The organism is Desulforamulus reducens MI-1 (assembly GCF_000016165.1).
Classification (GTDB): Bacteria; Bacillota; Desulfotomaculia; order Desulfotomaculales; family Desulfotomaculaceae; genus Desulfotomaculum; species Desulfotomaculum reducens.
In genome coordinates, this window is record NC_009253.1 from 2,801,146 (window position 1) to 2,826,934 (window position 25,789).

General features: G+C 41.7%; 38 protein-coding genes and 2 tRNA genes. 6 read left to right on the forward strand and 34 right to left on the reverse strand.

The features are described 5' to 3' along the window. Positions 1-5: 5 nt before the first annotated feature. Positions 6-1,367, reverse strand: a complete 1,362-nt coding sequence (locus tag DRED_RS13700; RefSeq protein WP_011878879.1) for a metallophosphoesterase family protein — start codon at positions 1,365-1,367, stop codon at positions 6-8. A gap of 162 nt (positions 1,368-1,529) precedes the next feature. Here DRED_RS13700 and DRED_RS13705 point away from each other — a divergent pair, with 162 nt between their 5' ends. After that, positions 1,530-1,838: a MarR family transcriptional regulator gene (locus tag DRED_RS13705; RefSeq protein WP_011878880.1), complete on the forward strand. Its 309-nt coding sequence runs from the start codon at positions 1,530-1,532 to the stop codon at positions 1,836-1,838. A gap of 51 nt (positions 1,839-1,889) precedes the next feature. Here DRED_RS13705 and DRED_RS13710 read toward each other — a convergent pair whose 3' ends face one another. From DRED_RS13710 to DRED_RS13720, 3 genes are all read right to left on the reverse strand, one after another. Then, the gene (locus DRED_RS13710) at positions 1,890-2,111 is read right to left on the reverse strand and encodes a DUF378 domain-containing protein (protein WP_011878881.1); all 222 of its coding nucleotides are present in this window, start codon (positions 2,109-2,111) and stop codon (positions 1,890-1,892) included. Between the two features lie 80 nt (positions 2,112-2,191). Then, entirely contained in the window at positions 2,192-2,380 is a 189-nt protein-coding gene (locus tag DRED_RS13715) for a DUF3006 domain-containing protein (RefSeq protein WP_041274631.1), read from the reverse strand. After that, a complete protein-coding gene (locus DRED_RS13720) occupies positions 2,377-3,435 on the reverse strand; it encodes a ComEC/Rec2 family competence protein (RefSeq protein ID WP_011878882.1) in 1,059 nt (352 codons plus the stop codon). The genes DRED_RS13715 and DRED_RS13720 overlap by 4 nt, the downstream gene beginning before the upstream one ends. Positions 3,436-3,619: 184 nt before the next feature. Between DRED_RS13720 and DRED_RS13725 the strand changes: the two genes are divergently transcribed. Beyond that, positions 3,620-3,979, forward strand: coding sequence for a DUF2680 domain-containing protein (locus DRED_RS13725; RefSeq protein WP_011878883.1), 360 nt, complete (start codon positions 3,620-3,622; stop codon positions 3,977-3,979). Positions 3,980-4,119: 140 nt separating this feature from the next. Here the strand turns inward: DRED_RS13725 and DRED_RS13730 are convergent, their stop codons facing one another. Together DRED_RS13730 and DRED_RS13735 are read right to left on the reverse strand one after the other, a co-directional pair. Continuing rightward, positions 4,120-4,860: an N-acetylmuramoyl-L-alanine amidase gene (locus tag DRED_RS13730; RefSeq protein WP_238442529.1), complete on the reverse strand. Its 741-nt coding sequence runs from the start codon at positions 4,858-4,860 to the stop codon at positions 4,120-4,122. Positions 4,861-5,306: 446 nt separating this feature from the next. After that, complete coding sequence (locus tag DRED_RS13735; RefSeq protein ID WP_011878885.1) at positions 5,307-6,119, reverse strand: histidinol-phosphatase; 813 nt, start codon at positions 6,117-6,119, stop codon at positions 5,307-5,309. 172 nt (positions 6,120-6,291) lie between these two features. Between DRED_RS13735 and DRED_RS13740 the strand changes: the two genes are divergently transcribed. Together DRED_RS13740 and DRED_RS13745 are read left to right on the forward strand one after the other, a co-directional pair. Then, entirely contained in the window at positions 6,292-6,651 is a 360-nt protein-coding gene (locus DRED_RS13740; protein ID WP_011878886.1) for a hypothetical protein, read from the forward strand. Positions 6,652-6,703: 52 nt separating this feature from the next. Next, a tRNA-Met gene (locus DRED_RS13745) sits at positions 6,704-6,779 on the forward strand. Positions 6,780-6,849: 70 nt separating this feature from the next. On the opposite strand, the gene DRED_RS13750 is transcribed toward DRED_RS13745, so the two are convergent. Next, entirely contained in the window at positions 6,850-7,233 is a 384-nt protein-coding gene (locus DRED_RS13750; RefSeq protein WP_011878887.1) for a hypothetical protein, read from the reverse strand. A gap of 212 nt (positions 7,234-7,445) precedes the next feature. On the opposite strand from DRED_RS13750, the gene DRED_RS13755 reads away from it, so the two are divergent. After that, a tRNA-Arg gene (locus DRED_RS13755) sits at positions 7,446-7,522 on the forward strand. Between the two features lie 79 nt (positions 7,523-7,601). On the opposite strand, the gene DRED_RS13760 is transcribed toward DRED_RS13755, so the two are convergent. Beyond that, positions 7,602-7,787 carry a hypothetical protein gene (locus DRED_RS13760; RefSeq protein ID WP_011878888.1) on the reverse strand — a complete coding sequence of 62 codons (186 nt, stop codon included), beginning with the start codon at positions 7,785-7,787 and terminating at the stop codon, positions 7,602-7,604. Between the two features lie 360 nt (positions 7,788-8,147). On the opposite strand from DRED_RS13760, the gene DRED_RS13765 reads away from it, so the two are divergent. Then, the gene (locus tag DRED_RS13765; protein WP_011878889.1) at positions 8,148-8,363 is read left to right on the forward strand and encodes a helix-turn-helix transcriptional regulator; all 216 of its coding nucleotides are present in this window, start codon (positions 8,148-8,150) and stop codon (positions 8,361-8,363) included. Between the two features lie 222 nt (positions 8,364-8,585). Here the strand turns inward: DRED_RS13765 and DRED_RS13770 are convergent, their stop codons facing one another. From DRED_RS13770 to DRED_RS13890, 26 genes are all read right to left on the reverse strand, one after another. Next, positions 8,586-8,900 (reverse strand): hypothetical protein, encoded by a 315-nt coding sequence (locus tag DRED_RS13770; protein WP_041274632.1) that lies wholly within the window; start codon positions 8,898-8,900, stop codon positions 8,586-8,588. A gap of 66 nt (positions 8,901-8,966) precedes the next feature. After that, a complete protein-coding gene (locus DRED_RS13775; protein ID WP_011878890.1) occupies positions 8,967-9,644 on the reverse strand; it encodes a replication-relaxation family protein in 678 nt (225 codons plus the stop codon). Further along, the gene (locus tag DRED_RS13780; protein ID WP_011878891.1) at positions 9,607-10,845 is read right to left on the reverse strand and encodes an FtsK/SpoIIIE domain-containing protein; all 1,239 of its coding nucleotides are present in this window, start codon (positions 10,843-10,845) and stop codon (positions 9,607-9,609) included. Before DRED_RS13780 ends, DRED_RS13775 begins: the two co-directional genes overlap by 38 nt. A gap of 3 nt (positions 10,846-10,848) precedes the next feature. Next, the gene (locus DRED_RS13785; protein WP_041274633.1) at positions 10,849-11,085 is read right to left on the reverse strand and encodes a hypothetical protein; all 237 of its coding nucleotides are present in this window, start codon (positions 11,083-11,085) and stop codon (positions 10,849-10,851) included. Positions 11,086-11,096: 11 nt separating this feature from the next. Then, on the reverse strand, positions 11,097-11,303 hold the full coding sequence (locus DRED_RS13790; RefSeq protein WP_041274634.1) for a hypothetical protein: 207 nt from the start codon (positions 11,301-11,303) through the stop codon (positions 11,097-11,099). A 261-nt stretch (positions 11,304-11,564) separates the two neighbouring features. Beyond that, positions 11,565-11,768 carry a helix-turn-helix domain-containing protein gene (locus DRED_RS13795; RefSeq protein WP_041274635.1) on the reverse strand — a complete coding sequence of 68 codons (204 nt, stop codon included), beginning with the start codon at positions 11,766-11,768 and terminating at the stop codon, positions 11,565-11,567. Positions 11,769-12,078: 310 nt separating this feature from the next. Next, entirely contained in the window at positions 12,079-12,348 is a 270-nt protein-coding gene (locus DRED_RS13800; protein ID WP_156779667.1) for a DUF2283 domain-containing protein, read from the reverse strand. Continuing rightward, positions 12,305-12,694 carry a hypothetical protein gene (locus DRED_RS13805; RefSeq protein WP_011878893.1) on the reverse strand — a complete coding sequence of 130 codons (390 nt, stop codon included), beginning with the start codon at positions 12,692-12,694 and terminating at the stop codon, positions 12,305-12,307. Before DRED_RS13805 ends, DRED_RS13800 begins: the two co-directional genes overlap by 44 nt. Then, the gene (locus DRED_RS13810) at positions 12,691-12,978 is read right to left on the reverse strand and encodes a DUF3467 domain-containing protein (protein WP_011878894.1); all 288 of its coding nucleotides are present in this window, start codon (positions 12,976-12,978) and stop codon (positions 12,691-12,693) included. The genes DRED_RS13805 and DRED_RS13810 overlap by 4 nt, the downstream gene beginning before the upstream one ends. A gap of 178 nt (positions 12,979-13,156) precedes the next feature. Beyond that, positions 13,157-13,417 carry an anaerobic ribonucleoside-triphosphate reductase gene (nrdD, locus tag DRED_RS13815; RefSeq protein ID WP_011878895.1) on the reverse strand — a complete coding sequence of 87 codons (261 nt, stop codon included), beginning with the start codon at positions 13,415-13,417 and terminating at the stop codon, positions 13,157-13,159. A 131-nt stretch (positions 13,418-13,548) separates the two neighbouring features. After that, positions 13,549-13,785 carry a hypothetical protein gene (locus DRED_RS13820; protein ID WP_011878896.1) on the reverse strand — a complete coding sequence of 79 codons (237 nt, stop codon included), beginning with the start codon at positions 13,783-13,785 and terminating at the stop codon, positions 13,549-13,551. Between the two features lie 4 nt (positions 13,786-13,789). Further along, positions 13,790-14,356: an N-acetylmuramoyl-L-alanine amidase family protein gene (locus DRED_RS13825; protein WP_011878897.1), complete on the reverse strand. Its 567-nt coding sequence runs from the start codon at positions 14,354-14,356 to the stop codon at positions 13,790-13,792. Continuing rightward, positions 14,337-14,579, reverse strand: coding sequence for a hypothetical protein (locus DRED_RS13830; protein ID WP_011878898.1), 243 nt, complete (start codon positions 14,577-14,579; stop codon positions 14,337-14,339). The genes DRED_RS13825 and DRED_RS13830 overlap by 20 nt, the downstream gene beginning before the upstream one ends. After that, positions 14,576-14,890 (reverse strand): hypothetical protein, encoded by a 315-nt coding sequence (locus tag DRED_RS13835; RefSeq protein WP_011878899.1) that lies wholly within the window; start codon positions 14,888-14,890, stop codon positions 14,576-14,578. Before DRED_RS13835 ends, DRED_RS13830 begins: the two co-directional genes overlap by 4 nt. A gap of 63 nt (positions 14,891-14,953) precedes the next feature. Beyond that, positions 14,954-15,268, reverse strand: coding sequence for a hypothetical protein (locus tag DRED_RS13840; protein ID WP_011878900.1), 315 nt, complete (start codon positions 15,266-15,268; stop codon positions 14,954-14,956). Further along, a complete protein-coding gene (locus DRED_RS13845; RefSeq protein ID WP_011878901.1) occupies positions 15,265-17,832 on the reverse strand; it encodes a phage tail spike protein in 2,568 nt (855 codons plus the stop codon). Before DRED_RS13845 ends, DRED_RS13840 begins: the two co-directional genes overlap by 4 nt. A 51-nt stretch (positions 17,833-17,883) precedes the next feature. Beyond that, a complete protein-coding gene (locus DRED_RS13850) occupies positions 17,884-18,156 on the reverse strand; it encodes a hypothetical protein (RefSeq protein ID WP_041274637.1) in 273 nt (90 codons plus the stop codon). Positions 18,157-18,426: 270 nt separating this feature from the next. Beyond that, a complete protein-coding gene (locus DRED_RS13855) occupies positions 18,427-18,648 on the reverse strand; it encodes a hypothetical protein (RefSeq protein WP_041274638.1) in 222 nt (73 codons plus the stop codon). A 4-nt stretch (positions 18,649-18,652) separates the two neighbouring features. Next, on the reverse strand, positions 18,653-20,440 hold the full coding sequence (locus DRED_RS13860) for a hypothetical protein (RefSeq protein WP_011878903.1): 1,788 nt from the start codon (positions 20,438-20,440) through the stop codon (positions 18,653-18,655). A 1-nt stretch (position 20,441) separates the two neighbouring features. Next, the gene (locus DRED_RS13865; protein WP_011878904.1) at positions 20,442-21,305 is read right to left on the reverse strand and encodes a hypothetical protein; all 864 of its coding nucleotides are present in this window, start codon (positions 21,303-21,305) and stop codon (positions 20,442-20,444) included. Positions 21,306-21,311: 6 nt separating this feature from the next. Beyond that, positions 21,312-21,620, reverse strand: coding sequence for a BppU family phage baseplate upper protein (locus tag DRED_RS13870; protein ID WP_041274639.1), 309 nt, complete (start codon positions 21,618-21,620; stop codon positions 21,312-21,314). Further along, positions 21,617-21,742, reverse strand: a complete 126-nt coding sequence (locus tag DRED_RS19625) for a hypothetical protein (protein WP_274376895.1) — start codon at positions 21,740-21,742, stop codon at positions 21,617-21,619. Before DRED_RS19625 ends, DRED_RS13870 begins: the two co-directional genes overlap by 4 nt. Next, positions 21,742-22,470: a distal tail protein Dit gene (locus DRED_RS13875; protein ID WP_011878905.1), complete on the reverse strand. Its 729-nt coding sequence runs from the start codon at positions 22,468-22,470 to the stop codon at positions 21,742-21,744. Before DRED_RS13875 ends, DRED_RS19625 begins: the two co-directional genes overlap by 1 nt. Continuing rightward, positions 22,467-24,410 carry a hypothetical protein gene (locus tag DRED_RS13880; protein ID WP_011878906.1) on the reverse strand — a complete coding sequence of 648 codons (1,944 nt, stop codon included), beginning with the start codon at positions 24,408-24,410 and terminating at the stop codon, positions 22,467-22,469. The genes DRED_RS13875 and DRED_RS13880 overlap by 4 nt, the downstream gene beginning before the upstream one ends. Positions 24,411-24,571: 161 nt before the next feature. Further along, positions 24,572-24,985: a hypothetical protein gene (locus tag DRED_RS13885; protein WP_011878907.1), complete on the reverse strand. Its 414-nt coding sequence runs from the start codon at positions 24,983-24,985 to the stop codon at positions 24,572-24,574. Between the two features lie 12 nt (positions 24,986-24,997). Then, positions 24,998-25,783 (reverse strand): major tail protein, encoded by a 786-nt coding sequence (locus DRED_RS13890; RefSeq protein ID WP_011878908.1) that lies wholly within the window; start codon positions 25,781-25,783, stop codon positions 24,998-25,000. Positions 25,784-25,789 lie beyond the last annotated feature (6 nt).

The following is a 25,789-nucleotide window of genomic DNA, read 5'->3' on the forward strand; positions in this document are numbered from 1 at the left end:
CCACATTAGTTATCACCGTCCTTTGCCGATGCCACCGAACGTTCTGGCATTTCCGCCAACATTTCTGCTACCAGACGATCCACCAGACTATTGGTGTTAAGACGTTCACGAATTTCCTCAGAACCAAGCTTGTTTCGTACATCTTCTTTAAGCTGGTAAAATAAGTCTGCCACCAAGTCCGTATGTTCTTCCAGCCCCGCCAAGGGATGCTCCCACACCAGATCGCTAATGGCCCTAAGTTCGATAGACTCCCGAGAGGGGCTGGTATCTGCCGTTTCTGCCCCTACAATGTCTCCGGTTGCTAGCTGTAATCCCCCGGAATTAATTTCAACGGCTTTCACCGGCAGCTTTTCTTCCAAAAAGGTGGCCAGTGCATCGGTGTCCAATCGAATACGTCCTAGGTTCACTGCACCGGTTAATTCTAGGCGCACTGCATCTTCCGATCCAGCCCCTGCTTCCTTTAGCAAAGTAGCAACCTCCTGCTGAATACCATCCATTGCCCGCTTTGTTTTGTTACCGTGGGGCGAGCAATCATAGCGGAGGTTAATTACCCTTCTTTTTGGGACACTTAAAATTTCCGCCCTTTGTAAGGGGTGTGGCGCAAAGGGATCTATTTCCATCACGGCCATACCCCGTGGTTGCCCATCATAGCGGCATTCTTCCAGACGAACATGTTCCGGAGAACCGGGATTTACAGCCCAGCCATCATGGTTAAGCGGCTTGTGAATGTGTCCCAGGGCTAGGTAATCCACCCTCTCATGCAAGAATTCCAGTGTCTCCTTGGAAAAGCCACCACCTTCCTGCACCATATAATCGGGCCCGGCATGGAGCAGCATAATTTTAGCGGTGGGAACAGGCTCCTGCCACTGATCCATTGCCTCGGAGATTAACCGTGCCCTTTTAATGGTACCTGCTCCCAGATAACCGGCTCCAATGATGCGAACACCTTTGTAATCAATGTAAGAACCCCGCTTTGCGGTATCATCCCAGGGTGTTAACACAGGTCCCTCTGCATTAAAGGGAATGGATAGAAGATGAACAAGTCCAATATCATTTAAATAGCGTACCCATGTATGGGTTTCTCCTGTCACCGTGGCCCGGTCATGATTGCCTTCAATAATAAAAATGGGAATATTGGCTTCTTGCAATGGCATTAAACAATTGATGGCCTGTTGCAGTATGGGTGGCTGTATACTAGGGGAATCATATAAATCCCCCGCCACTAATAGGCCATCTACCCTTTGCTCTAGGGCCACCTGTACAATATAGCCCAGGGCCCTGGCGAAATCTTCATCGGGTAGTTTTCCACCCAGTCGCTGACGTCCCAGGTGTATATCCGAACAATGTATAAATTTTAGTGCCGGCATTTCTTTGCACTCCTTTTTTCAAATCCACGTGTGAGTATTCGGGTTTGTCCTTTCTTAATCAATTATACCGAAGCCTCCGACGGGATACCACCACCTATAGCAATGCATAAATATGGATAAAAAAACAATTGGGGGAGATAATATTTTTGAAAATACGAGGAGGTGCCTCATTTGTTGAAGGTACGGAGCCTTGCACAATTGAATGAAATAGAACGCAACGTCTTATTCTTTGTAAGAGAAAACACTTCCCCTGACGGTATGTTAATATACCCCTTGAGAGATATCGGAAAAACCTTGGGATATTCAGAACTGGAAGTGCAGCGGACCCTGCGAAATCTGGAGAATTTGAAATTGGTGGATTACAGGGAGGGCGAAAGTCCAGGTGACCCAAATATGATCCTTTACAAAGATGAATGGCTAAATGAATTCACCCAAAAACACTCTTCGCAGATGTCTGATTTTAATTCATAAAATAACCTGGACGATAAAAGCCCTTCGCCATTACCGCGAAGGGCTTTTATTTTACTTTTCCACAGGTGCTTTTTCTCGAAAGAGAGTAGGAATCAAAATAATTCCAGAAAGACCCACTAAGCTATAAATTACTTTGCTTAGGAAGGAAGATTCCCTCACGGCATCTCCACCAAGCAGAGCAGCCACCAGATCATAGCTGAATAGACCAACTAACAACCAGTTCAATGCTCCGATAATAACCAGTACCAAAGCAACCCTTGATAAAGTTTCCATTAAACCTCCTCGAAGAATAAAAAATTATTTCGAGTGGTATTATGACCGCTTTTATTCATCCATAAACATTATTGGAAAAATTATTCAAAAATTTCTTCAAACAAGCTGTTATCATCTGGACTATCCTTTGATATGGCAAAGTTAAATTCTACCATTGTTCCTTCGCTGGTCCCGGAGGGCAAAAAATCCCTAGGAACATTCCACATCATTTTACCCTGCACTTCTAAAACTGCCCATGCACCTTCAAAACGATCGACCACTGCCTTCATCGGCTTGCCCTCCTAAAACCTGCCGCCTGTGCCTCTTGCTCCGTTTTAAACCATACTTCCGGTTTGGTTCGATCATAGTTCTGCTGTCCCGGCAGATGATAAATTTTATCCCCGTTTTTATTAATGTTTCCTTTAATTAAACCCTTACCATCATTTCCAACATTTGCTGTGGATTCCTTTGGTACAGCTTTTTCAGCTTCGGTTATTTCTCCTTGCACCTCAACCCGCTTCCCATCAGAGGTCATTACAATTGTACCCTGTTGGGACGTTTGGTAAACTTTGATCTTGCTATCATTCAACCGCTGCAGAGTTTCCCGGTGGGGGTGACCATAATCGTTGTTGGCACCCACCGAGATCACTGCCATCTGGGGATTGACTGCCCTAAGAAATTTATCTCCGGTAGAGGAATGGCTGCCATGGTGGCCCACTTTGAGAACATTGGCTTCTAGATCAAAACCCTTCTCTAACATTTCTTGTTCTGATAACATCTCTGCATCACCGGTCAATAAGAAAGCCGTATCTCCAAAAGAAATTTTACTAACAATACTGTAATCATTCAGTTCTTTATACTCACTGCTGTTGGGAGCCAAAATCTCCACCCGAGCATCCTCGAGGTTAAAAGTCTGTCCCCCAAAGGCAGCAGTAGCCTTAAGGTTTTTGTTCTTGATAGCCGTCAGCACATCCCGATAGGTTTTGGTTGTATGATTCACCTTTGGTAAATACACCCGCTCCACCGGGAAATACTTGATTACATCGTCCAAGCCACCAATATGATCCTCGTGGGGGTGCGTACCCATGACCACGGATAACTTTTTGATTCCCTGCTGACTTAAGTAACGTATTATTTTTTCCCCGTCATCATTATTTCCGGCATCCACCAGCATGGAATCCTCTCCCCTTTGCACCAGGATAGCATCCGCCTGCCCCACATCAATAAAATGAACCCGTAGACTACCGGAGGGTACAGAGGGTGTGGAAGAAGGTTTCTCCTTCGACTGACTGCAACCCGTTGTCACCAGTAGAATAGTAAGTAAAGTGATAATAAACTTCTTCATATTCTCTCTCCCTTGGTTTATGATCAATACAGTAGATCATTATATCATATTGATTAACCAGATTTTGGTTCAACCAGTTTAAGTTACTTTATAAGAGATTAAAATTGTGACACTTCTGTAACATTTACGAGATTTTTTTGTGAATTATTCTGGTTAAAATAAAGAAAAGAAAGGAGATGATTAAATGAACAAACGCCTTCTTTTGATTGGGTTACTGATTCTGTCCATTGTGGCTCTGTCAGTTCCCATTGCCTTTGCCGCTGATGACAGCACCAATGCAGCCAAAACATGGTTTGAGCAAAGGATGACAGTTAAGAAAGCCTGGGTTGATCAAGCTGTCAAAGATGGTACCCTAACCACCGAACAGGGTCAAGCATGGAAAAAACATTTTGATGAAGTAGCTGAATTCCGTGCAAAAAACGGTTTTGTCTGCCCCGCAGGTGGCCCGGGTTCCTGTGGTATGGGCCCAGGTCGCGGCATGGGTAACGGTTTCGGTGGCGGCGGTCGCTGGATGAACAATCCCCCTGCAGCACAGGTACAATAAATATGTAATGAAAAAAGCGGCCTCACTTTAATTAGAGGTCGCTTTTTTTATATGAATTTTTTGATCAACCTCTCTAGCAGGAATTTCATTATCTCCGCTCGCTCAAAGCATAGATAGCGTTAAAACTTTTTTACTTTTCATTACAGAGTGTCTAAAAAATTTGTTATTCCTCGGGCGATGGCATTGGCCACTTGTTCCTGGTAGACCGGGTCCATCAGCCGTTTTCTTTCCGTTGGATTACAAAGCCAACCGGCTTCCACAATGACCACTGGTATTTTCAAATTATTAAACAAGTAAAAATCATCAGGGCGGGGCTTTTTATCTGGCGAATCAGGTAAATTGTTAGCCTCTAGTTGAATGGCCTGTGCCAACCTTGTACTTGCCGGGTCCTTGGGATCATAATAAACCAAAACCCCACTGTCTTGGCCCTCACCAGTGTTGATATGGATGCTTACAAAAACTTCTCCATGATATTTTTGAGCTAAGTCAATTCTACTCTCCAAGTCCTGCCGTTCTGCATCCCTCGTGTACACACCCTTTTGTACGAAATCAACGTCCTTTTCTCGGGTCAGTCGTACCCTATGGCCCTCAATATGTTTTGCTACCCTTTTGGCAATGGCCAAATTGATATCCTTTTCCATTATTCCTTCCCGGCAGGCCCCGGGATCTGTTCCACCGTGCCCGGGGTCAATGATAAGAACATGGTTTGAGATGGGTTTTTTTTGGGGTTTGGGAGGCGGTTTTGCTTCGGATCTATAAAGACATCCTTTTAAAAAAACGCCTGCGGGAAGCAAAATAACCACAACTAAGATAGGTAAGAACCATGGATTTCTTTTTTTTCTGTAAGGGCCTTTGATGTACATGCTTTTTTTTACCTTCACTTGTTTTATTTTAGGAAACCTGCCTTGCTTCATACTCTTTTGAGAATGGGATTTTTTAAGAGCTGGTGGCAGTATTTGTTTCCTTATGCATATTAAGGTTTTCCGATATGCGAACAATTCTAGTTTGACTTTTTCTAAGGTTAACCATTCAAAAAAAAAGAAAAAAGCACTACCACACAGCAGTGCTTAACAAAGTTATTATTTATTAGGGAGATCATATAATAAAAACTATCTTTATAGGAATATAATAAGCAGAACAATCGCAACGATTAATAGAAAGATTAAGAAACAGCAGCAAATTGGCAGTAGATAGCTTGGAAAACAAGATTCAGTATGTGCCATAGATGCTCAACCCCTTTTTTCTATCAATCTATGAGACATTTACTAGAGTTGTGATTTTATATGGCTTTTTCTTTTTTGCTAAATACAAGCAATTATTCCATTTTCTAGCCTAATAGATGACTCTCTGCCTTCCTGTTGGTAAAGGTTTGTATCTTCTTGTAACCAATTTTTCTGGCCAGATCAAGGGCTCTTTCATAGTCTGCCCCAACGTCTTCCGGACAATGGGCATCGGAATTGATAACAATGGGTACCCCCTGTCCAAAGCAGGTTTCCAGTAGCAAAGGATGTGGATATATTTCGCCCACAGGTTTTCTTAATCCGGCAGTACTAATTTCTATACAAGTTCCCCTTTTCGCTAGGACCCGGGCGATCCTGTTATATTGTTCCTGGAGAAATTCTTGATTGGTAGGAATATAGCTAAATATTTTAGCAAGATCAAGGTGCGCAGCAATATCAAAGAGATTACTTTCAATTAAGGATTCAATTCGATCGAAATAAGCAAGCCATACATCTTCAACCCTTCGACGCTCCCATTCCTCCTTCATCTCCGAAAGATCAATACCCCATTGATCAATCCAGTGAACAGAGCCTATCACATAATCAAATGGATAGCGATCAATAAATTCTTTTATTTCCTTTTCTTTGCCTGGGAAAAAATCAATTTCGATACCAAATTTTACTTTAATCCCTTCGGCTCTGGCCCTAAAAATCATGTTCTGGTAGTCATCCATTTTCTCTGTTTGCCGTGGTTCAACCCAGTTGTTCCAAAAAATATGCTTCGTTTCAATAAAACGATAGGCATGCTCGGATATTCCCCAGTCTTTGATCCCTACCTGCTGAGCCTGTTCATAAAATTGACGCAGCCAATCCACGGTGTAAGGTCCTCTTTCTACATGGATATGATAATCTGTTAACATTGGTCACCCACCTTGTTTCTCTTAATAAAGCAACTATATAAAGACTCAAGGAAAAAATCAATAAACCTTCCTGTATACATGTCCTCCTTAACCACCTGTTTAAATTTTCTTATTCTTTAGGCAGTAAATCTGGTAAAATAACCTTAGCAAATAATAAACTGGAGGCATATTCATGCAGTATTTGACCCAACAAGGTTTAGTGGATTTGTTGTTAAAAACCCGCGAAGAAATACAAAAGGAAAATCTGGTCCCTCCCTCATTCTTAGGCAAAGAAGAACAAGAACTATTAAAAATGGTTATCCCCATGCAGTTGGGAGAGGAAAGTGCCTCAAAAATGATGGTACTGGTCAATGAAATTCGAGAAGGAAAACGTCCTCCCCTTACTGAACAGGATCGTATTAAATTAAACCAACAAAATATGGAAGAAAGCTTAATTAATTTTCTAACAAAGTTATCAACAGCAAACGAAGAAGAATTGGCCACGGCCCTCGAAATGTGCGAAACCATCCGGGCCAGTCGAAGTGCAAATTAGTATAAAACGAATTTGACTTATAGAATAGAGAGTGTTATACTAAACAAGTTGCCGCGGGATAGAGCAGTTGGTAGCTCGTCGGGCTCATAACCCGAAGGTCGGAGGTTCAAGTCCTCCTCCCGCAACCATGAATTTAAAACTCTGCCTCGGGCAGAGTTTTTTTATTGTCAAAAAGAAAAACCCCAGCTTGGGTATAGATCATTGTGATTTGATTTTATTTGCAAACTCATTAAGGGCCATTGCGTTTAGCCCTCGAAAGCCAGTGGATAAAACATCCCCGTTGGCTACTCGGACTATAACTGAATAGTAGGCATCTTTACTTAACCCACGGTTTAGCAGGCATTTCAAACTGCATACTGAAAAAATATTGGTTTCATATTTTTTGATAAGAAAACCTTTTTTTATTTCTTCGATAACCCAAAATTTATTATCACAAGTTTCATCGTTGCAGTGTTGACAGGAAGGAAAGGTCTCCAATAGGAGTGTCATTTTCTTGTTCACCCTTTCCCGATCCTTTTCCCGTCCCGAACCCCAATGCACACCCACAAAAACAATATCCTTTATTAGCTGTTCTTTATCCACCGAATCACTCCTTTTAGCTTTGGTCCTAAGGTTTAATGTCTTATTTTCTAAGATAAACGGTTAAACTATAATTAATTAAACTAATGATTGTTGACTTTGCTTATTTTATCATATAAAATCATAAATGCTTAGGAGAAGTTATTTCACGCAAAAAAATCTTCTTGACCTTTGTTAAACATCGTGTTAAGATGTTTTGTGTTGGCTCAAGAAATGTCCCAGTAGCTCAGCTGGATAGAGCAACGGACTTCTAATCCGTAGGTCGGGGGTTCGAATCCCTCCTGGGACGCCAATAAAATCAAGACTTCTAGCGATTTCGCTAGAAGTCTTTTTGTGTAGAAGGGGAACAGGAGGGGAACAAAATTTTTTATTTATTTGTTAGTAGAAATTGTAATTAATTCTTTGGCTGCTTTTACTTCTTCTGAAACGATATCTAATGTTGTATGGAGAATACTTTCCACAACATTCCTGGTCATGTCGTTACCGTATTCTATGAGTACGCCCAATAGTATTTCTACTTGTTCCATTCTTAATGCTATATCCTCAATTGTAGACATAAATTATCAGCTCCCCCGCGAGATTAAATTTTATCTTTTTTGTCTATAATGGGAAGGTGAATTTCATTTTTTGTTGTATATATCCCGATATAGGGATGTTAGTAAAATCTGATTGTTACTGTAAATTTCCCATTAATTAAGTGTGTGCTGGCCTTTTATGGCCACTATAAACGTTTGTTTGAGATCCTACCCTCAAACAAACGTTTTTTATTTTTATTATCTTGTCTTTTGGACTCACCTCCTGCTATAAATCAAACCTTTAATTCCCCTATCTATAAAATTGCATGCTAAGAAAAAAGGATATAATATTTACGTTGTAGAAACAACAACTGTTACCAAGTTTGAAGGAGCGCCACTGGATTGAAAAACTACATACGTGAAGCTCGTACCAACCGTCTTTTTAAGATTACTCAAAATGATTTGGCTAAAGCGGTTGGCATCCACCCTTCTCAAATGAGCCAAATAGAGCGGGGTGTTTACAAGCCCTCACTGACCTTAGCGTTGAAAATTTCAAAGGTATTAAAAGTACCGTTAGACGACCTCTTTAAACTTGAACCAGAAGACTGGAAAAAGTAAAAGAGGTTTTTTTATGCCCAAGTTAACTGTAATACCTTTGAAAAATCAACCCCAATACCTAGGTAGTTAACAAATTTCTACAAATAATAGGAATATTCCTTTATTGAAGTTTCGACATATTTTGTTGACTAAATGTACGAACGGACATTATAGCTATTATACCCCCAAACATATATTCGGTGCAAGCCCGAACAAAAAGCACCCGGTTGGGTGCTTAATTTATTACATAACTTCTACGATTGCATTATATATCTGTTCAAGTTCTTCTGGTTTTCCTACAACGGTATTAGGCATCCGCTTAATATCATCGACATGAGAAAGTTTTCCGTCTATTACGCCATTAAACCCCGAAGCCATTATGGTTAGCATATCTGCACTAAAATACAATCCTGATATAGATGCCACCCTGATTATAGTTTTGCCCATAGTACGTCCAGCAAACAAAGATTTCACTGCAGATGTTGCAGAACTACGTTCAATCAAGATAAATTTGTTATCAATAGTGACTGTTTGGTTCTTGTTCTCAAAATATCCCAAATAATATCCCTCCATTTGTTTGTTAATTATCTCTATTTTCTATCATAACTAACTTTAGTCAACCATTTAGTGTTTTTCCGACATTATTTGTTCCCTGATCTCTTCAACAGTCATTACCTTAAACCTTATTCCCTCGGTGTTTTGTTTTTCGATCAGCTCTAATATCCTTACGGCTTTGGCAGCCGCATCGGTAACAATTAGCACTCCCGGGAACCTTTTGGCCTTTGGTGCCCAGTGCTCCAGTTTATATTTTCCGCTCTTATAATACTCCGTGTACTGTTTAACCTTCTCAAACTTGTTCTTACTGGATGCTCTATCAGATTCTATGAACCAGTAATCAGTAACCCCAGTGAAGGTATTGTGTAACCCTACGAATCCGTCAGCCACAAGCACATCAAGATCATATTCTGTATCCAGGTCAACAACCTTTTCATAATCCTTTTTCCCTTGTATCAGGTACAGAAAACCCCAATTTCGGTTAATTACATGAGTAGCACTATTGTGTTGTGGCCTCTTGCCAGTTGGATAGTAAAATAGCCGACCTGATGTGTCTAGTTTTTCTTTGCTGATATAGTTGCTCTTTTTAGTTATGCTCCACATACGTTCCCTAGCCTTATCTATGCCAGATGCAAGCCCTTTGAAGTGCATTGCATATAGTTGTTCAATCACCAAGGCCCCAAACTGATCCACGCTGTCCCGGATCTCCCTAGCTCGTTGGAAGCCGATTTGTCTGCTGTTCAGCATAATATCTATTATCCCTCCTTAGTGATGTTTTGGCCAGATATGCCCGGGCTTTTTTGGGGTCGTAGAAGGCTCCCTGGAATATTCTAAACTCATTGCCTATTTTAAGAATGGCCCGACCCGGGGTGCTTGGAAGGTAATAGGCATCAGAATTGCCTAAAGCAACCTGGCTGGCACTTTGAGACTCTGCACGGTGGGCTATTCTGCCTGTAAACATATCCCTGACGGTAGTTGGTATCAGCTCGTCAGATGACTTCTGCAAACCAACTACCAGGTGGATACCGGTCTTTCTGGCCAGCAAGGCCATACCAGCTATATTGGTATATATCTGCCTCCTGAGCTCCTTTTCTTCCTTGATGCGTGTCATCTTCTCCGAAGTAAAGCCAAACTCATCAATAAGCAGGGTCAAGAAAGGCAGTTTATTGTCAGGATTAGACTCGTTGAAGCCTACTATATCGACACAACCAGGTATACTCTCGATGACCTGTAGCCGCTTATTCATAATGCCAACTAGGTAACTAATGACATCTAGTGACTCAAAAATGTCTTTTGCAAATACCGCCCGGTCACTAATAAAGGCCATGTTAACCCTTCCAATATCACAACCGTATAGCATGACGTTTGAGTTATTGGCTAACGATAAGATAATGTTTTGCATGCAGATACTTTTCCCGGTGCCAGTGGTGCCGGTTATGAGTAAATGTGGAAGTTTCTGCAAGTCTATCACCACCGGACCTGCCTGATCCCAGCCAATCATAACAGGCAAGAGCATGTCGGGGTATTTACTTATATCAAATTCAAAGCCCTTCTTACTGGGTAGAACCCCCTGGATAACTTCGATCATCAGACTACCGTTCCGTTCTTCAATAATGACCTGGGCCTTTAGGTTGTTACAAAACACCTCTCTTTTATCCTGATACTGCCGATACGTGAGCCCTCTGGGGAGCTGCCAGAAGGTAACAAAGTGATTTTCTGCCTTCTTAACGGTGTTCAAGTGCATGGCGTATTCCCCGCTACCATTGTAAAGCTTAAGTTCAAACATGATGTTCTCTATTTCGGACTCTAGTTCCCGCCCTGGCCTAGTGCGGATCTCCTTCTTTAAGGTTTGGATAAAAGTCTCTGGCTTTGGTGTTACTAATGGGTGGTACCCAAGATTCCAAATAAATTTCCGTTTGGCCTCTCGTAAGCTCTCTTTAAACTTCATATATTACACCCCCATTACCTTGCCGACCTCACGGAAAAGGTCCAGGACAACCCGAAGAACAACGATAACACCAAGCATCATGGCAACATACTTAATATAAGTAGAGAACCGTTTTAGAGTACCAGGAAAAGCATCCAACAGGAAACAAAGGATACCGGTGCCAATACCTAAGATCAATAGCTGAGTAAGCACCCACCCAATACCACCAGGTCCCAAAACCTCTTTGATTAAGCTGCCCATCAAATCCCCTCCTAAAATATTTTGAACCAGTTATTGCACTTATCATTAAGGGTAGTAAATGCAGCTATTACCCAACTAACAACGTAGAAAGCAGCACCAATGAACGTTGCAAACTTTATTAACTCTGCTATTACTTTGTTACCTGCACACTTCACTATCATCCAAAAAACATAGCCACAACCAAGTAAGATAATTAGTTGATAAAAGACTTCCCCCACAGTTCCCCCTCCCTTCTGCTTATTTTGTATGATTTTTTACTTTCCCCCTCCCGTTTCTTTCGAACTATTTTTTACCCGCCCCCCTTAACTTCCGTGTTCGCATCAGTCATAATGCAGTCTGGCGGTCCTTATCCGTAAAACCAGTACTCCGTATGGCTTTACGTAATGTTTTATGGATTGTTTTATGTTTAATAGATATGCACCTAACCCTAATAACTTGCTTGTCCTGTCTAGTGAATGGGCAAAAAAATAAGAGGTAGATTATTCCTCTACCTCTTCAAAAAGTTCATCCATATGTATACCTAGTTTTTTAGATATCACCCATGTTGTAATCAAGTTGGGTTGAACTGCTTGCCGCTCCCATCTATTATACGTTGAAAGGTCATAGCCAAGAAAAGCAGCAAACTCTTTCTGTTCCATCTCTTTTCTGTGCCGCCAGTGCTTAAGCTTATTCCTCAGTTTCATACTCCCACCTCAAAGATAATATACGTTGTTACACAATATTATCCTTTAGCATAGATTGTCGCTTGTTGACATATCCACAACCCTGTGGAAAATGTGGATAACTTTACTACTCCGTTCTATACTCCTCGCCCATACAAGATTCGTATTTCGATAGATATTTACAAAGTGCGACATATGTGCTAACTTATTAACCGGGAATATTAAGAGGAACGATTAGACCCCGTCTCCTCCGATTATCCTCTATGCTTTTGGGCTTGAAAGCCCATTTTTTGTGCCTAAAAATAGAAAACCCACCGGGTGGGTGGGCAGATCAATAATTCAGACTACTAAAATCAATTTTTAAAGGGCTGTACTTAGTAAGGGATATCTTATTTCTTTTGGAATAATCCATTATGGTAACTCCAGTTACCTTATCGGAATCCATTGATCTTCTGATATACAATCCCTTTAAACCTTCTTCGTCAGAATACGAAGGAACAGGATCTCCTACAGAAACATAGAGAATGTCATATTCTCGGTCATAAGTAACCTGTAACTTATTCGGTTTTCTTTTTATCATCAGTTTCCTCAGACCGAACATAGACGAAACCTCCTTCTGACGTTAATCCTCTTACCTTACTAGAAATTAAAGCAGTAACAATCTCTGACGGATTTGTGTTATGATCAACTATAGCCTTTATCATCACAAATCCTGTAGATTTATTTGGAATCACATCAATATATTCTTCTCTCGTTGGATGAACTGCTTTCTGTTCTTTATCCATTTGAACCATATCTTTTACTATATAGTATGGGTTTTCTATGAGATTTTTAAGCTGAATTAAGTATGGCTTAACCTCTGGATGGTTTGGTAATATTTTATATTCCCAAGTACCATTTTTTAGGATTATTGATCTTTCAAATGGATCATCGGCTGAAAAAATCATGATTCTTTCACAACTTGGATCTTACCTTGTAATTCTTGTAATCCTGACTGCTGAGGCTCCAAGTTTATAACTCCAAAGACCGTTTCATATATCCTTAAATGTTCAGTTAATAATAACACAAGTGATTTTAAATGCTGTGGACTTGTGTGAAGGTAAAAGTCAATATCATCCTCATTTATAGGTTTATTAACATCTTTTTTTACCCCAAAAGCTATTTTAAAATCAACGGAAGAAGTACCTTTAATTTGTGCCAAATTGCTGTAATACATAGGCTTCTTTTCCATATTATATCTCCCTTCTAGATACTATGGTAGTTTTTAAATAAAATTCTATAAAAAATCATGAACTCCCTTAAAATTATTTGTATACACTACGACAATATGTGTCATAAATCGCAATAGGCCTCCTGTAATAGTTATCTAATCAAAGCAGAAAAAGCCCCAGGTTTCCCCGGGGCCACAACTAACTATGTACTACTCTATCACCAAGCTCTTCTTGCTTTGCATCATTAAACCTGTCCACTGTACTGAGGTACCCAGTGATTCTCCTAACTCGGCGAATATCAGATTTTGCCCAAGTTTTGATTTCTAGTTCTTCCTGCCCTACTACTGATATTTCAATAGTAGCTATCTCCTTACCCCTGGCTGCAAAGCGTTCCTTTTCCTCAGCCACTATGCTATCAATTTCTGCTTTGGTAACGTCTCCATATATGGTTATTTTCATTATTTGCACCTCGCTTTTTAGTTATTGTACAGCCAGAATATTACATAGATGTTACGAAAAAATAAAAAAGCCCTGCATCCCGAAGGACACAGGGCCAATATCAATAAAATCCGCGTAAATTATAACTTGGTTTATTTTGCATCATTAGAAATATTTTTATTCCTCTCAGCCGCCCACTTTGCTAACTGTGCCGCCGCATCCACGGCACCCTCCACGGCTACATAGCCCATAAGGGCCCCAACCACGGTATAAATAGCATCCTCCGGTAGATCCGGATAATAAACCTTGGTACCGGCAACTGCAGCCGCTACCAGTGCCATGATAAACTTCCTCGATTTTAACCTTTCAACAAATGGACGAATATCCATATCGTTACCCCCTCTGCAGCCCTAGTGCAACAATTAACCCATAGGCGATTTCATTGGCTAACCCGTCAATAAAAGATTGGTCTTTTAATAGTACCGCATCTTTGGCGTTATCAATAAACAAACACTCTATCAATACCGCTGGCATATTGGTTAACCGTAATACCGCAAAGTTTGCGTACTTCTTGCCCCTGTCAACTATCCCATACTTAGCTAAGTAGGCCATGACCTGACGGTGAAGAACGTTCCTCAACTTATCAGTATCCTTGCCCTGGCTGTTTTGATGCACAAAGGATTCAAAGCCAGTACCGCCTCCAGCGTTAACATGAATGGAAAGATAAAAATCGGCCCCCAACCGATTAGCATCCCTGGGCGGCAGGTACAGTTCATCATCCTTTGTGCTTCTGGGATTCCCGCAACTTGGCTGAACGATAATTACTTCAGCTTTCATGCGCTTTAGCTTTTCTTTGACCTTGTTAGCCAGCATCCACGTAACTTGTTTTTCTAACAATCCGTTTCCAACTGCTCCTGGATCTGCTCCCCCATGCCCCGGATCAAGGACAATTCGTTTCATTTTCTCCTTCTCCTTTCTTTCGGTTGAAATACAATGTAGCGCCTTCGGTGGCAAAGTAATATGTGATAATAGCACCCACAATCGGAGCCACATAAACTAGTAAAGCCTCTGCTCTGTCATTACCATCTAGGTATTTATAGAGCAAAAAGAAAAACAGCCCATGATAAAAGATGGCTGTAAAATCCTTAAAGCTAAATTTTTCAAGGCGGTGGAAAAAACTCATGACTGACCGCCACTCCTATACAGGCTAGCTATCCACTGTATTACACTCAGAACAATGCCTGTTACTGTTGCCACTAGGCCAGCCAGCTTCCACCGATCGGCCTTATCTTGCAATTCGTGCTGCTCAATACGGTCGTGAAGTTTGACTATCCTTTTCTCGGCGCATTCTTGGCACTTGAGAAAATCAACCTTAGTCACATAGTTACCAGCCACCTGGACACGGAGGTCTGCCATAGCCGCTGTCAGTTCAGACAGGGCTTTCTTAACCTCCCTCAAGTCTTCTCTAATACTCTGAACATCCGATTCCCCCAATTTCCCCCCACACCTCCCGGTAACATTTGCCTCACCCCGAAGGGCATAAAAATAACCACCTAGTTAGGTGGCACTATCCAACATGGCTAATATTTCTTTAATCTCAAATGCTCTGGCTTTCAGGCTTTTAACCTGCTCAACAATTACATGTAATTCTCTTTTTAGTGCTTTTTTCGCCTCATTAACTCCATCTATATCAGATTCCGTAGGCATTGATGGCAGTTCATTTTCCGGAACCCCTTCCGCTAACAAACTTACCCTTTTGGCATCAACTTCCCTCTTTTGCTTATTAAGTTCCTTTCCCTTTATCTTAGCTACGTCTACAAGCAAATTCGTCTGAACAATATTTCCGCTTTCATCTAGGTGGATTTTTTTCATATCACTTCATCCTCCCAGTTGTCATTTAACACATCATCAATGCTCCCAGATTCAAACCTTTTGAATCCTCTCCGTACAGCACTGACCGTCCAAGCAAATCTACCAGATCCTACCCCACTTACAATGAAATATGTGTCTGTAATTTCGGTGACAAACAAACAATCCCGATAATAAGGAGTTATATCTATTACCCATTCATAAACGGAGTTGGGCTCCACACTCTCAAGGTAAATGGCAGGCAATTCAATTTTACATTGTCCATCTACTATCTCTGAGATACCATTCTCTGTAAACCTTGCTTCTAATGCCTCTGTCGCAGAGAAGTGAACTGCCCCATAGCTTTCAGTGAGTTGTACTGCATCCTTACTACCCCACGTATAGAGGTCACCCTGCACATATACGCTGTCACTGTCTAAATTAATTGTTTGTCCCCATGCTGCAATTTCTACCGGGCATCCGAAACCGGAATTTTTGCGTCCCATTATCCTTAGGCCTTGGCCACCTGCATCATTCATTGCTAAAATCTGACCACGCATATCATCAGCCGCCGAATCGTAGAACTGCATCATTCCTCCATTATCCATCACCCAAATAGAAAGCGCCTCATTTCTGTTTTGAATAATAGAGAATGGTGAAAACCCAGTCCCGATATAAGTATAACTGTTATCACCAGGGTTACCCGATTTGATTGATGTTGAGTATATCTCACCATTAAATATTTGTAATCCATATTTACCAGTAGCATATTGTCCAAGAAATACACGTAAAGCATTAAGGTTGTCAAAAACCTTAACCCCCTGATTTGTTAAAACAACATAACTTGGTAAATTATGCGGACTTGATTGATTAGCATGATTATTTACAGACGTTTGTGCATTGCTGGCGGCTGTACTGGCTGCCGCTGCATCTGATGCCGCCTGGGACGCTACCGTTTGCGCTGCTGTGGCGTTATCATTCGCAACACTCGGATCATAGCCGTCCTCAAACGTTGTCCCTGGACCAATGGTCAGTACCTCTGCCCGGATCTGACCGGCGTTAATTTCATCTGCAGTAAACCCATCGCCATTACCGAAGGTGCGCCAGTTCCATTCCCCTTGCTCGTTTTTACTATTGGCAATGGCCAAAACTCCACCAAGCAACCTCAAAGCCTTGGTAGGTGCTGTAGGATGGTCCACAATTAAGATACCGTTGTTTTCGGTGATGGTAACCGTCCCATTACCGGCCAGTACCTCGTTTTGCAGTGTACTGATAATACCGTTTAGCCAACTGGTATTAAGAGTGCCATCGGCATTAAACTGGTTGCCTCGATCCCATACCCCTGCACGATCTCTAACCTTTTGGCTAATCTTCTGCAAGTTAATAACTCCGTCAGCCAGGGTAGGCATGAAGTTTCCAAGTGTGATCTCAGTATTCTCTGGCCTAATAAGGTCCCTCTTGAGCTCAATTACCCGGGCAGACACCAACAAAGGTGGGCTAAACTTTCGGTCAATTACCCTTACCGTATCCCCTAGCCTTACCTTTTCATGTTCGTAGCCAGTTAGTCGCTCCAATTCGATAACGGTCAGTTTATATGTTACCCTGGGCGTTTTCCGCTGCTGCAGTTCATCCCATGTCTTACGGAGCAAAACAGCAGGATCAGTTTCTTCATCGTCCTCAAATGCTGAGAACCGATGACGACCACTCCGGCCCCATTGCACCAATGCATCCGGATCACCAACCCACTCTTGACCAGCCGTCTTATCTACAGGGTCACCATTAGCTACTGACCATGCCACATCAGCAAAGGTAAGCCTCCGACCATGACCGCCTGTTTCCTCGATCTCTACTCCTTTGCCTCGTCCGTAGAGAGCTGTAACAACCTCTGTGATATCAGCTTCCCGCTCTATACCGTCGATATCCTTGGCATAGGCAAACTGCTTACCGGTGTCCATTCCACGGCGGGCCCTTAAATCAATGTACCGATTAGCGATTACACCGCCGGTAACATCTAGCCTAATTTTTATCTCGCCGCCCCAGACCTGGGCTACTTTTTGCACTGCGGCCAGAGCACTTTCGTAATAAAAATTGGTTGAGTTTATCCCCAGATCATCAACAATACCAGCCTGCCATCTTGTACCGGTGAGGGCCGTGTTTAAGGCAGTGTATGCACTACACTCGGTTGGCCGTAGGTCAGTAACGATGTCATCCAGGAGTTCGTAAACCACATGCTCACAGTGGGCAGTCCTGACAAGACCACCGGCCCCGTGGATATCTAAAACCCTCTTGATCTCAAAGAATTGCCAATAATTATCGATGTCCCGGAAGGCCACCAGGTTTCCCTCGACAACGTATTGGGATGAACTGTGGTCTGCTGGTACTGCAAAATCAAATACATTCTCACCATTTATCTGCTCTGGGTGGATAGCATCATAATATTGGCAACCGGCAACCTGCTCACGACCATAGGGAAGGACGTGGTTAGCTGCTATGAAGTAATCAAGACTGGTACCTGGTGCATGGGTTTGGTCAGTGTCTGGTTTGTAGATGGCCAACAGCTGTTCGTTTGAGTTAAACACGTAAAGCATAATTTTCACCACCAAATAGCACAAGCCCGGGAAAAATCCCAGGCTTGTAAGTTATGATGCTAGTTCTTTGTTTATTGAGAAGCCGTCTTTGACGCCTCTTTTGTAAGCATACTCAGCTACAAGGCTATTAAGCGATATTACAGTTGTTTCATATTCAATGATAAGTTTGTAATCCTTACCTAATAGGCCTTTTATCTGGTTGAAAAGACTACTTAGTTGCTGTACATACTTAACATGGTCTTGATCATGCATGGCTTCGATGCAAGCAGCATCATTTACTCTTAAACAAACAAACTCTTTTAAACTTTCTTTTAGTGTTTTCACTTTAGCTCCACCTCCGTAAGATGGAACCAAACCCCGGGGAAGGTTCTTACAAATAAGATACTCCAACCGAGATAACTAGTCAAATTCACGCCTTATCGAACTATCGGGTGATTTTCGACACGGAAGAATGGCTTAAAATCAACCTTCTTAATTTTCGAGAGTTAGATAACTTAATAACGTTTGTCGAAAACTTTTTTAATATTTTTTGACCGAAATGTTTCTTGGTGATCCTTCTTTTATCTAACTCTCGCTTACCCGATAGTGCTATAACTACTCAACTACTCCATCGTCATACTGCGCAATTACCGGCCCATCAAAAACATCACCTACAGATAAAATATTCTGATCTTTAGGTACAGTCACAAACAAAGGATCGCTAGGAGAATCCCAAGTAGTTCCTTCCGGCATGGTTGGAATAAATTTTAGCAATACCGTACTTCCTTTGTCGGTTATTTCTGTTACCTCAAATGTAATTTTCTTATCAATAATCATAACCTTATACCTCCCCAGTAATTTTTATAAAATTAGTACCGTTATGCATAACAAGTGCTGTCTTACCTGTTGCTATAGCAACCCCTGTACCACCAGATTTTTTAATAGTCATTGTTTGACCAGATATGTTATTTACTACATAAAAAAGTCCCGGTCTATCAGGTGCAATTATATTTGCTGTGCCACCTGCATTAGTAGCAATTAGCAGTGTACTTTTAGCTTCCGAACCACTCAAAACCCAATCTGCGGCGGCGACTTGATAATCATGTGTAGCAACACCAAAGTTGTTTGATTGTCCAATAGGTGCAGTAATTTCTACTGTAGGTAATGTAGTTTCAGCCAAATCACCAACAGGCTCGACATAAATAGAACCACCTTCAAATACCTGTAAAGGTGGTTGTTGTGGTATTTTTGTAACTGTATTTTGCATTAATTGATAAGTTAGTGCATGATTGATTGCCGGAGATACACCAACAGCAGATATTATATATAATACACCCGTTGACGAAATGTAGTATTTCCCTATTCCTCCTGTAGTGTCCCAATTAACACTGTCTGTTCTGTCTAAAGCACTACCAGTGTTTTTATCAATTAATCTTGTTGTTTGTGGTAAAGTTGAGTTATCTGCCGGTAATGCTAAACCCGTTGTGTCAATTATATTTCTTCTTGCTACAGTTCCATCTAAATAAGATGATATTTGAGTTAATAATTTATCATCACTAACCCTCTGAACCTTCTCACCACTGGTTGCATTAACTTCATCTTTAGCGATACCGACACTTCGGAGTTCGCCACCTGCGGAAATGTAAACCATTGATTCTTTTAATTCCGTCTTTACTGTGCCTTTTTCAAGTAGTGTCGTTTTTTCCGTCCCAACTTCTTGTGATACACGAATATATTGAGCAGTGCTTGGAGTTGTAAATGTAAATTCTGTTGCTTTTGTTCCTGTAATATCTCTTTTAATAAAATTTTTATTTGTATCATAGTAGCCAATACGAATATAATTTTCCTCGGCGGCGGTATTTGAAATAATATACGCTGTACTACTATCTACTTTTATATAGTCTGAAACAAATTGATTTTCACCGCTTGGTGACGCTGATATATTACCAGTGCTGCTTAGGTAATAGCCAATAATAAGGTTTTGAAATCTGTTAAATAAGTTTTTAAAACTAACTAACCGAATGTTGCTAACTGTAGATTTAGTGCCTGTAGTGATGTAAGGCTTTAATTCTGTTCCTTCTTCGAGCATTATATTTTTGATTGTTAAACTTTTGTTAACTGCATTTCGTAACACAAATCTTAAACCGGTTGCAGTATTAGTGCTTGGAATAGAAAAAGTTAACCTAGCATAAGATGTACCAATTTGTGAAAATAAACCATCTATCCAAGTACCACTAGCAATATCATCAACTCTAAAGCATTCGGCTTTGTTCGCTGGAGTATATACCTCACTACATTTAATATCAAAACTTATTAAATATGCAGTATTTGGTTTAATATTGATGTTTGGAGTAATTATGTTTCCAGTACCACCTACGCTACACACATATTCGTCTGTAGTAGGGTTATAAGTCACATTCGCTGGCATCGTGTCTAATTTTTTAAATAAGTTTGTCCGGGTATTTCCCAAAAGGCGAATATCGCTAATTTGCCCATTAACGATATTGCTTGGAACAGAATATATACCACCGTCAAAAGTTAATGTTTGTGTCGGTTGGTTGTTATTGTTGTTTTTGTTTAGTTGTTCGTTTGTATATCCCTTGGCTCTTGCTAAATCAATTAAACTCACCTTAAATCACCACCCAATTAGTACCGTCTGATTGCCACATCTCTTGGGTTTGAACGGCCATAAATACACAACCAACAGGTACGGTATTTGCTTCTGGTCTTTCGTCTACAGTAGCTTTATATATTTCAAGACTACTACCCGAGAGTTGCATAACATTGGGGCCGGTTTGGAGTTGCTTTAGTATACCTTTTAACAATGCAATAACAGTTGCGGCTGCAGTCGGATCCGTCACAGCTGCCGCTGCCATGGCTCCTAACTGTGTCAAGGCTGCATCATCAGCTGCAATTTTACCTAGAGCTCTGGCGGCTCTATCAGAGATATCTACAGCATCGGTAATTTTCTTAATGCCGCTGGTATCGCGGATGGCCTTCAGGATCGTCTCTAACTCATCGATATTGCTAATAATAGAATCCTGTTTGGCACTGGTAGCAGCGCCGGTCGGCAAAGCTGAGTTGTTTACCGTAACATTTCCCAGTGCTCGTTCTGATCTGTCTGCAACATCCACAGCATCTGTAATTTTCTTGATGCCAGCTGTTTCTTTCATTGCTGTTAAAATTGTTTCTAACTGGTCAACATACTCATTGAGCGTGGTTAAGGCTGTTTCTACGCCATCTACGTGACTAATAATGATAGCTTGATTAGCTGCAGTGGCTAAACTTGCCAGGATAATTTCAATCTCACTTGCCCGGATGTTTATTTTTCCATCGGTAATACCGATAAACTGACCAGTGTTAGGATCAACCAACGCTTGCCAGAGTGCATTTTTAGTAATATGCGCAACCTGGTATTCATCTAGTGTAGGGTCAAACCCCTGGGGCACGGGGTCTCCCTGGGAGCGTTTGATAGGTTTAGTATCCCAAGTCATTTTTTATCACTCTCCTAGGTTAGGGTAAATATATACCGGAATATGCCCGTTATTTGGAAACGTCTCTCTGTTTCCGTCTGGGTAGGTAACTCTAAATTCTGCCTTATAGATACCGGAATGACTTGTGTCACCTGGGCGAAAAACGAATAAAACTTCCCCGTTTGGTTCGTCAATAATTAACGCATCTCTACTAATCCCATTGTTCATTACAAACCTTACCGTCGCACCCGCAAGTTCTACCGGGTTCCCTGATCTATTTATTAATTTCGCCTTTAGGGCAGTCCTTGTGTCATTACGTTTAATAGTGAACGTCATTCAATCACTTCCTTATGTTCCTCCATCACCAATGATGAGGTCAGAAAGTGAATTATAGTTTCAATATCAACAGCCTCTATGATCACACTGTTTTTGCTTGCTTCAATGACTACCGAGTTCATTACAACCACCTCGGCTTATAAATTATTTTAGTATTGCATACTCCTGCAGGCGCGATATTCAAGGTATGCTCACCAGGCGGGAAAGCAAAAAAGATACTGTTCTGCCAGTCTAGGCTCTCCAGTATCCTTACGCTGTTTAGTAATATTGCACCGGTGGCACAGTTTACCTCCAGTACATCACCAGGGGCAAAACCTCTAACGACTCTAATATACTCTGTTGCTTTATTTACCCGCCATTCAGTCGCTGGTTGAATAAAAGTTGACTGAAATAACGGTAAAGCCTCATATGTTCCTTGGTTAAAAACAGTAACCTGGTCATTAATAAATAAATTTTCAATGTCTCCACCGTAAGCTAATGGTTCACACCTAAACTTTAGATCAAATTTTCCTGTAGCTCGTGCTTGTTCTACATCAATTTGCCCGTCTAGTTTTGCTAAATAATACTTATCTAGCTCATCATCAAAAACCAGATTTTCGCGTTTTGGTGAGTACAACCAGGATGATATTTCCCTAAACTTAGACCTGAGGTCAGGCAGGGAACCGGCCAGGATAGCACATTCGAGATCAATTGTCCGATCTGCCAATTCACCCCCAAATAAATATGTCCCGTGTCTCCCTGGTATCTGTAAATAAGAATCATTAACCCCAGAGAGAATTGGCCTATTTTTAGATCGCATGATTACACCATATTCGCTGCAGTGGCGACCTTTAAAGCTGAAGCCCCTCATTTTAGCCCCAGCCCCCTCGTTTTGCCCTGTTGTAGGTAGAACAATTGCCGTGCTATTCTGGTTATGTCATTGTCGTTTCTCACGATCATCTGCTGGACGATCACATCGCCACCGCCTACCACTGCGGCTCTCTCACCTTTAAAGGCATTCCTTATAATATCTACCAGCTTATCTACAGGGGCAACTACCTCCTTGCCAGCCTCGCCCACACCGATAATCGAAGGTTCATCAAATATACCACCCTTAGCATACCAATTAACACCAAAACTAGGAACCCTCGGTGGATTCAAACTAAAACTACCAGAGATATTAAAATGTGGTAGCTTAATTTTCGGTAGTGACCAATTAAAGTTAAAAAATCCTTTCATCTCGTTAATTGCTCTACCGACTGAATCCTTTGCGGCATCGATTTTATTTGTTATCCCAGACCTGATGGCTTCAAACTTATTGTTTACGCCTGACTGAATCTCTGTTATTTTTGCTGAAAACATCGCCTTAGTGCCGTCTATTGCTGCTGTCGCATTAGTCTTAGCCAGGTTAACCTTATTGGTTATGGCTGTTTTTATCTCTTCAAATTTTGCAACAGTATTATCTTTTAATTCTCCCGCTTTCGCAGAAATAGTGTCCCAGTTTTTATAGAGCAGCACACCTGCTGTTGTTACAGCGGCTATGGCAATACCTACTGGGCCCATGCCAACGGCAAATATTTTCAACTTCGGAACTAGTTTTCCTGCAATCCCGACTACCGATGAAAATCCAGTTGCCATACTACCTACAGCAACAAGTGTTGGGCCTGCGGCTGCGGCAACGCCACCAATAGTAAGTATTATTTTTTGCGTTGCAGGATCAGCCTCGTTAAATTTGTTAACTAGTTCGGTAATTTTATTAATTATTGGTGTTAGCAAAGGCTCCAAAGAGGCCCCAAGCTTAGCCATAGACTGCTGCATGCGAAAATTGGCTTCTTCTGCTTTGACCATTTCCTCGTTGTTTTTCCGGTAGGCTTCATATGTTTTAGCAAGGCCTGTCTTGGCGAGCACGTCTAATACATATTGTTCCTGTGTACCTTTTGCTATGGCTTCTGTCAACCCATCGTTAAATCCGTCCAGTGCAATGCCTGACCGTTCTAATAACTCAGCAAATGGACCAACAGCTGCACCTGTAGCCAGCGTTTCTTGGAGTCCGTCGGAGATACCCTCGAATTTCATGGTGTCTTTAAACTTGATGGCTGCTCCGTATAGTGAATCAAGCAACTGAGTTAATTGCTCATCTCTAAATCCAGTGGCAAGCAACTCGGATAAACCTTCTATGTTAGAGTCAGTCTCTCCGGTAACTGCCTGCAGTTTGACAAGAGCATCATTTAGAATACCCATGTTCTGGCCTGCTATCTGAGCGTTAGTTTCCAATACAGCAAGATCTCCGCGTAGCTCCTTCGTACCCTGGGTGACAGCAAAGAAACCACCTACAAGAGGAGCAGTAAAAGCCACAGACATTGATTGACCAATGCCTTTTAGCCTATCCCCAGTGTTTTGCAAAGAGTTCTTAAAATTATCCAATGATTTATCAGCATTATTACCAAATTCAGTTATTGCCTGGCTATTTTGCTTTAGCTCGCTTTCCATTCTACTTAGAGCTGCAGTAGCATTGTTCAGCTTGATTCTGTATTCATCAGTACGTCTATCGGCGTCACCATACTTCTGGGCACTTTCCTCAACGGCCCTTGCAAGAGCAGCAACTATTTCTTTTTGTTGCTCTACCTGTTTTCTGTAAATATTGCCGCGGGAGGTAAGCGCTTCTAGCGAATCCTCATTGCCCTTAAATGCTGCAGTGTTAGCCTTCATTTCGCTGCCAAGAACTCTGAGTTGTCTGCTTGCATTTTGCAGTTCCTGTTTAAACTTCTTCTCGCCGTCAAGTGCAAGCGTAGTTTTGATTTCACGCTTCATTTACTCCACCTCCCGTTGCTTTTTCTTTGGTATCCAGTGCAGGTATTCGTCATATCCACGGGTCCATTTCCAAAACCTAACTATACGCCCGGGTGTAGTTAGCCAAGCCTGTTTCTCACTTAACCCACAGCGTATGCCTAAAAAAACAAGGCGCAAAGGATCTATTTGCCCTCTGCGCCCTTCCCGTTTTTTGAGGCTAGTACCTCTTCAAGCACTTCGTCAACTTCTTCTGTTTCTTCTTGTTCTCCGGAGTCCATGCCATCATTTATTGCGCCAATTATCGTTGGCTGCTGGCTGAATAGTTCCTTCGGAGTCATAATTATCTCAAGCTGTTCTGGGGTCGGTGCTTTCTCATTCGTGTCTTCCTCAAAATTCTTAAGTGCAAGGCCCTGACGAATTAACAAAGAAATAACCCAGGCATATTCGCTAATAGCTTTTTTATAGTCCTCTTGAAGTTTTTCCCCGAGTTTTTCAACTCCGCCGTACCTCTCACATACTTCTTTCAAGGCAATCACATTAAACAAAAGAGGGTATGTTTTATTTCTGATTGTTATTTTTCTATCGCTTTCAAACATTCCATCACCTCGTTAAACCCGGGGCACCAATGCAGCCACGGCAGTCTCGAGCAGGCTCTTTGTATCATCAACTCTGGTCTGTGATGGGCTTTCCATAGCAGCCACAGCAACAGCATCGCTAAGAGCATTTGCAACATCCACCCAAGATACTGAAGTATAAGTTTCTGGGTCAAGAGCCTGAGCACTCGCAATGGTTGCATTAAGATTAGCTTTGTCTGCCGGTTCCCCAATATTGGCCAGTTCATTTAACCATGCAACAGCCTCTGCTTCCGTTGAAAAAGTTGCCTGATCACGCCATGAATTTACACTATCCTGTGTAGCCATGATAGTGCCTTGCACTTCCGGTGTTTGCCACTCAATAGCTCCATCTGGTTTTGTGGAAGCATCTTCGGATGGCATACCCCATTTGGTTTTGTAATACCAGTAGGCCCTGTATGAGCGTACACCATTCTTTTTCCGGACCCGGTAATAACCAAAACCTCCATTGGGTGCTTCATAGCTTGCAGCTGATCTGATAGTAGCCACTCCATTCAAAGTAGCAGCTTGCTGCCCTAGCCAAATTTTTAACGCCTCATCCGAAAGGTCATCAATACCAGTTGTAATTGTTCCGGAAATAAAACTGTTATCAATCTCAACGATTGTATCGTCAGCTGGTAATTTGCTATCAGATAGCTCGATTGAGACGTTTGCAGCAATTGCACGACCTACAACTAGCCCGGTTCCATAGGTTGGTAGACCATTAGCCGGTTCCGATACAATCGGCGCAAAGACCGGATGTTTTAGTCCGATGTATGCCATTTATCA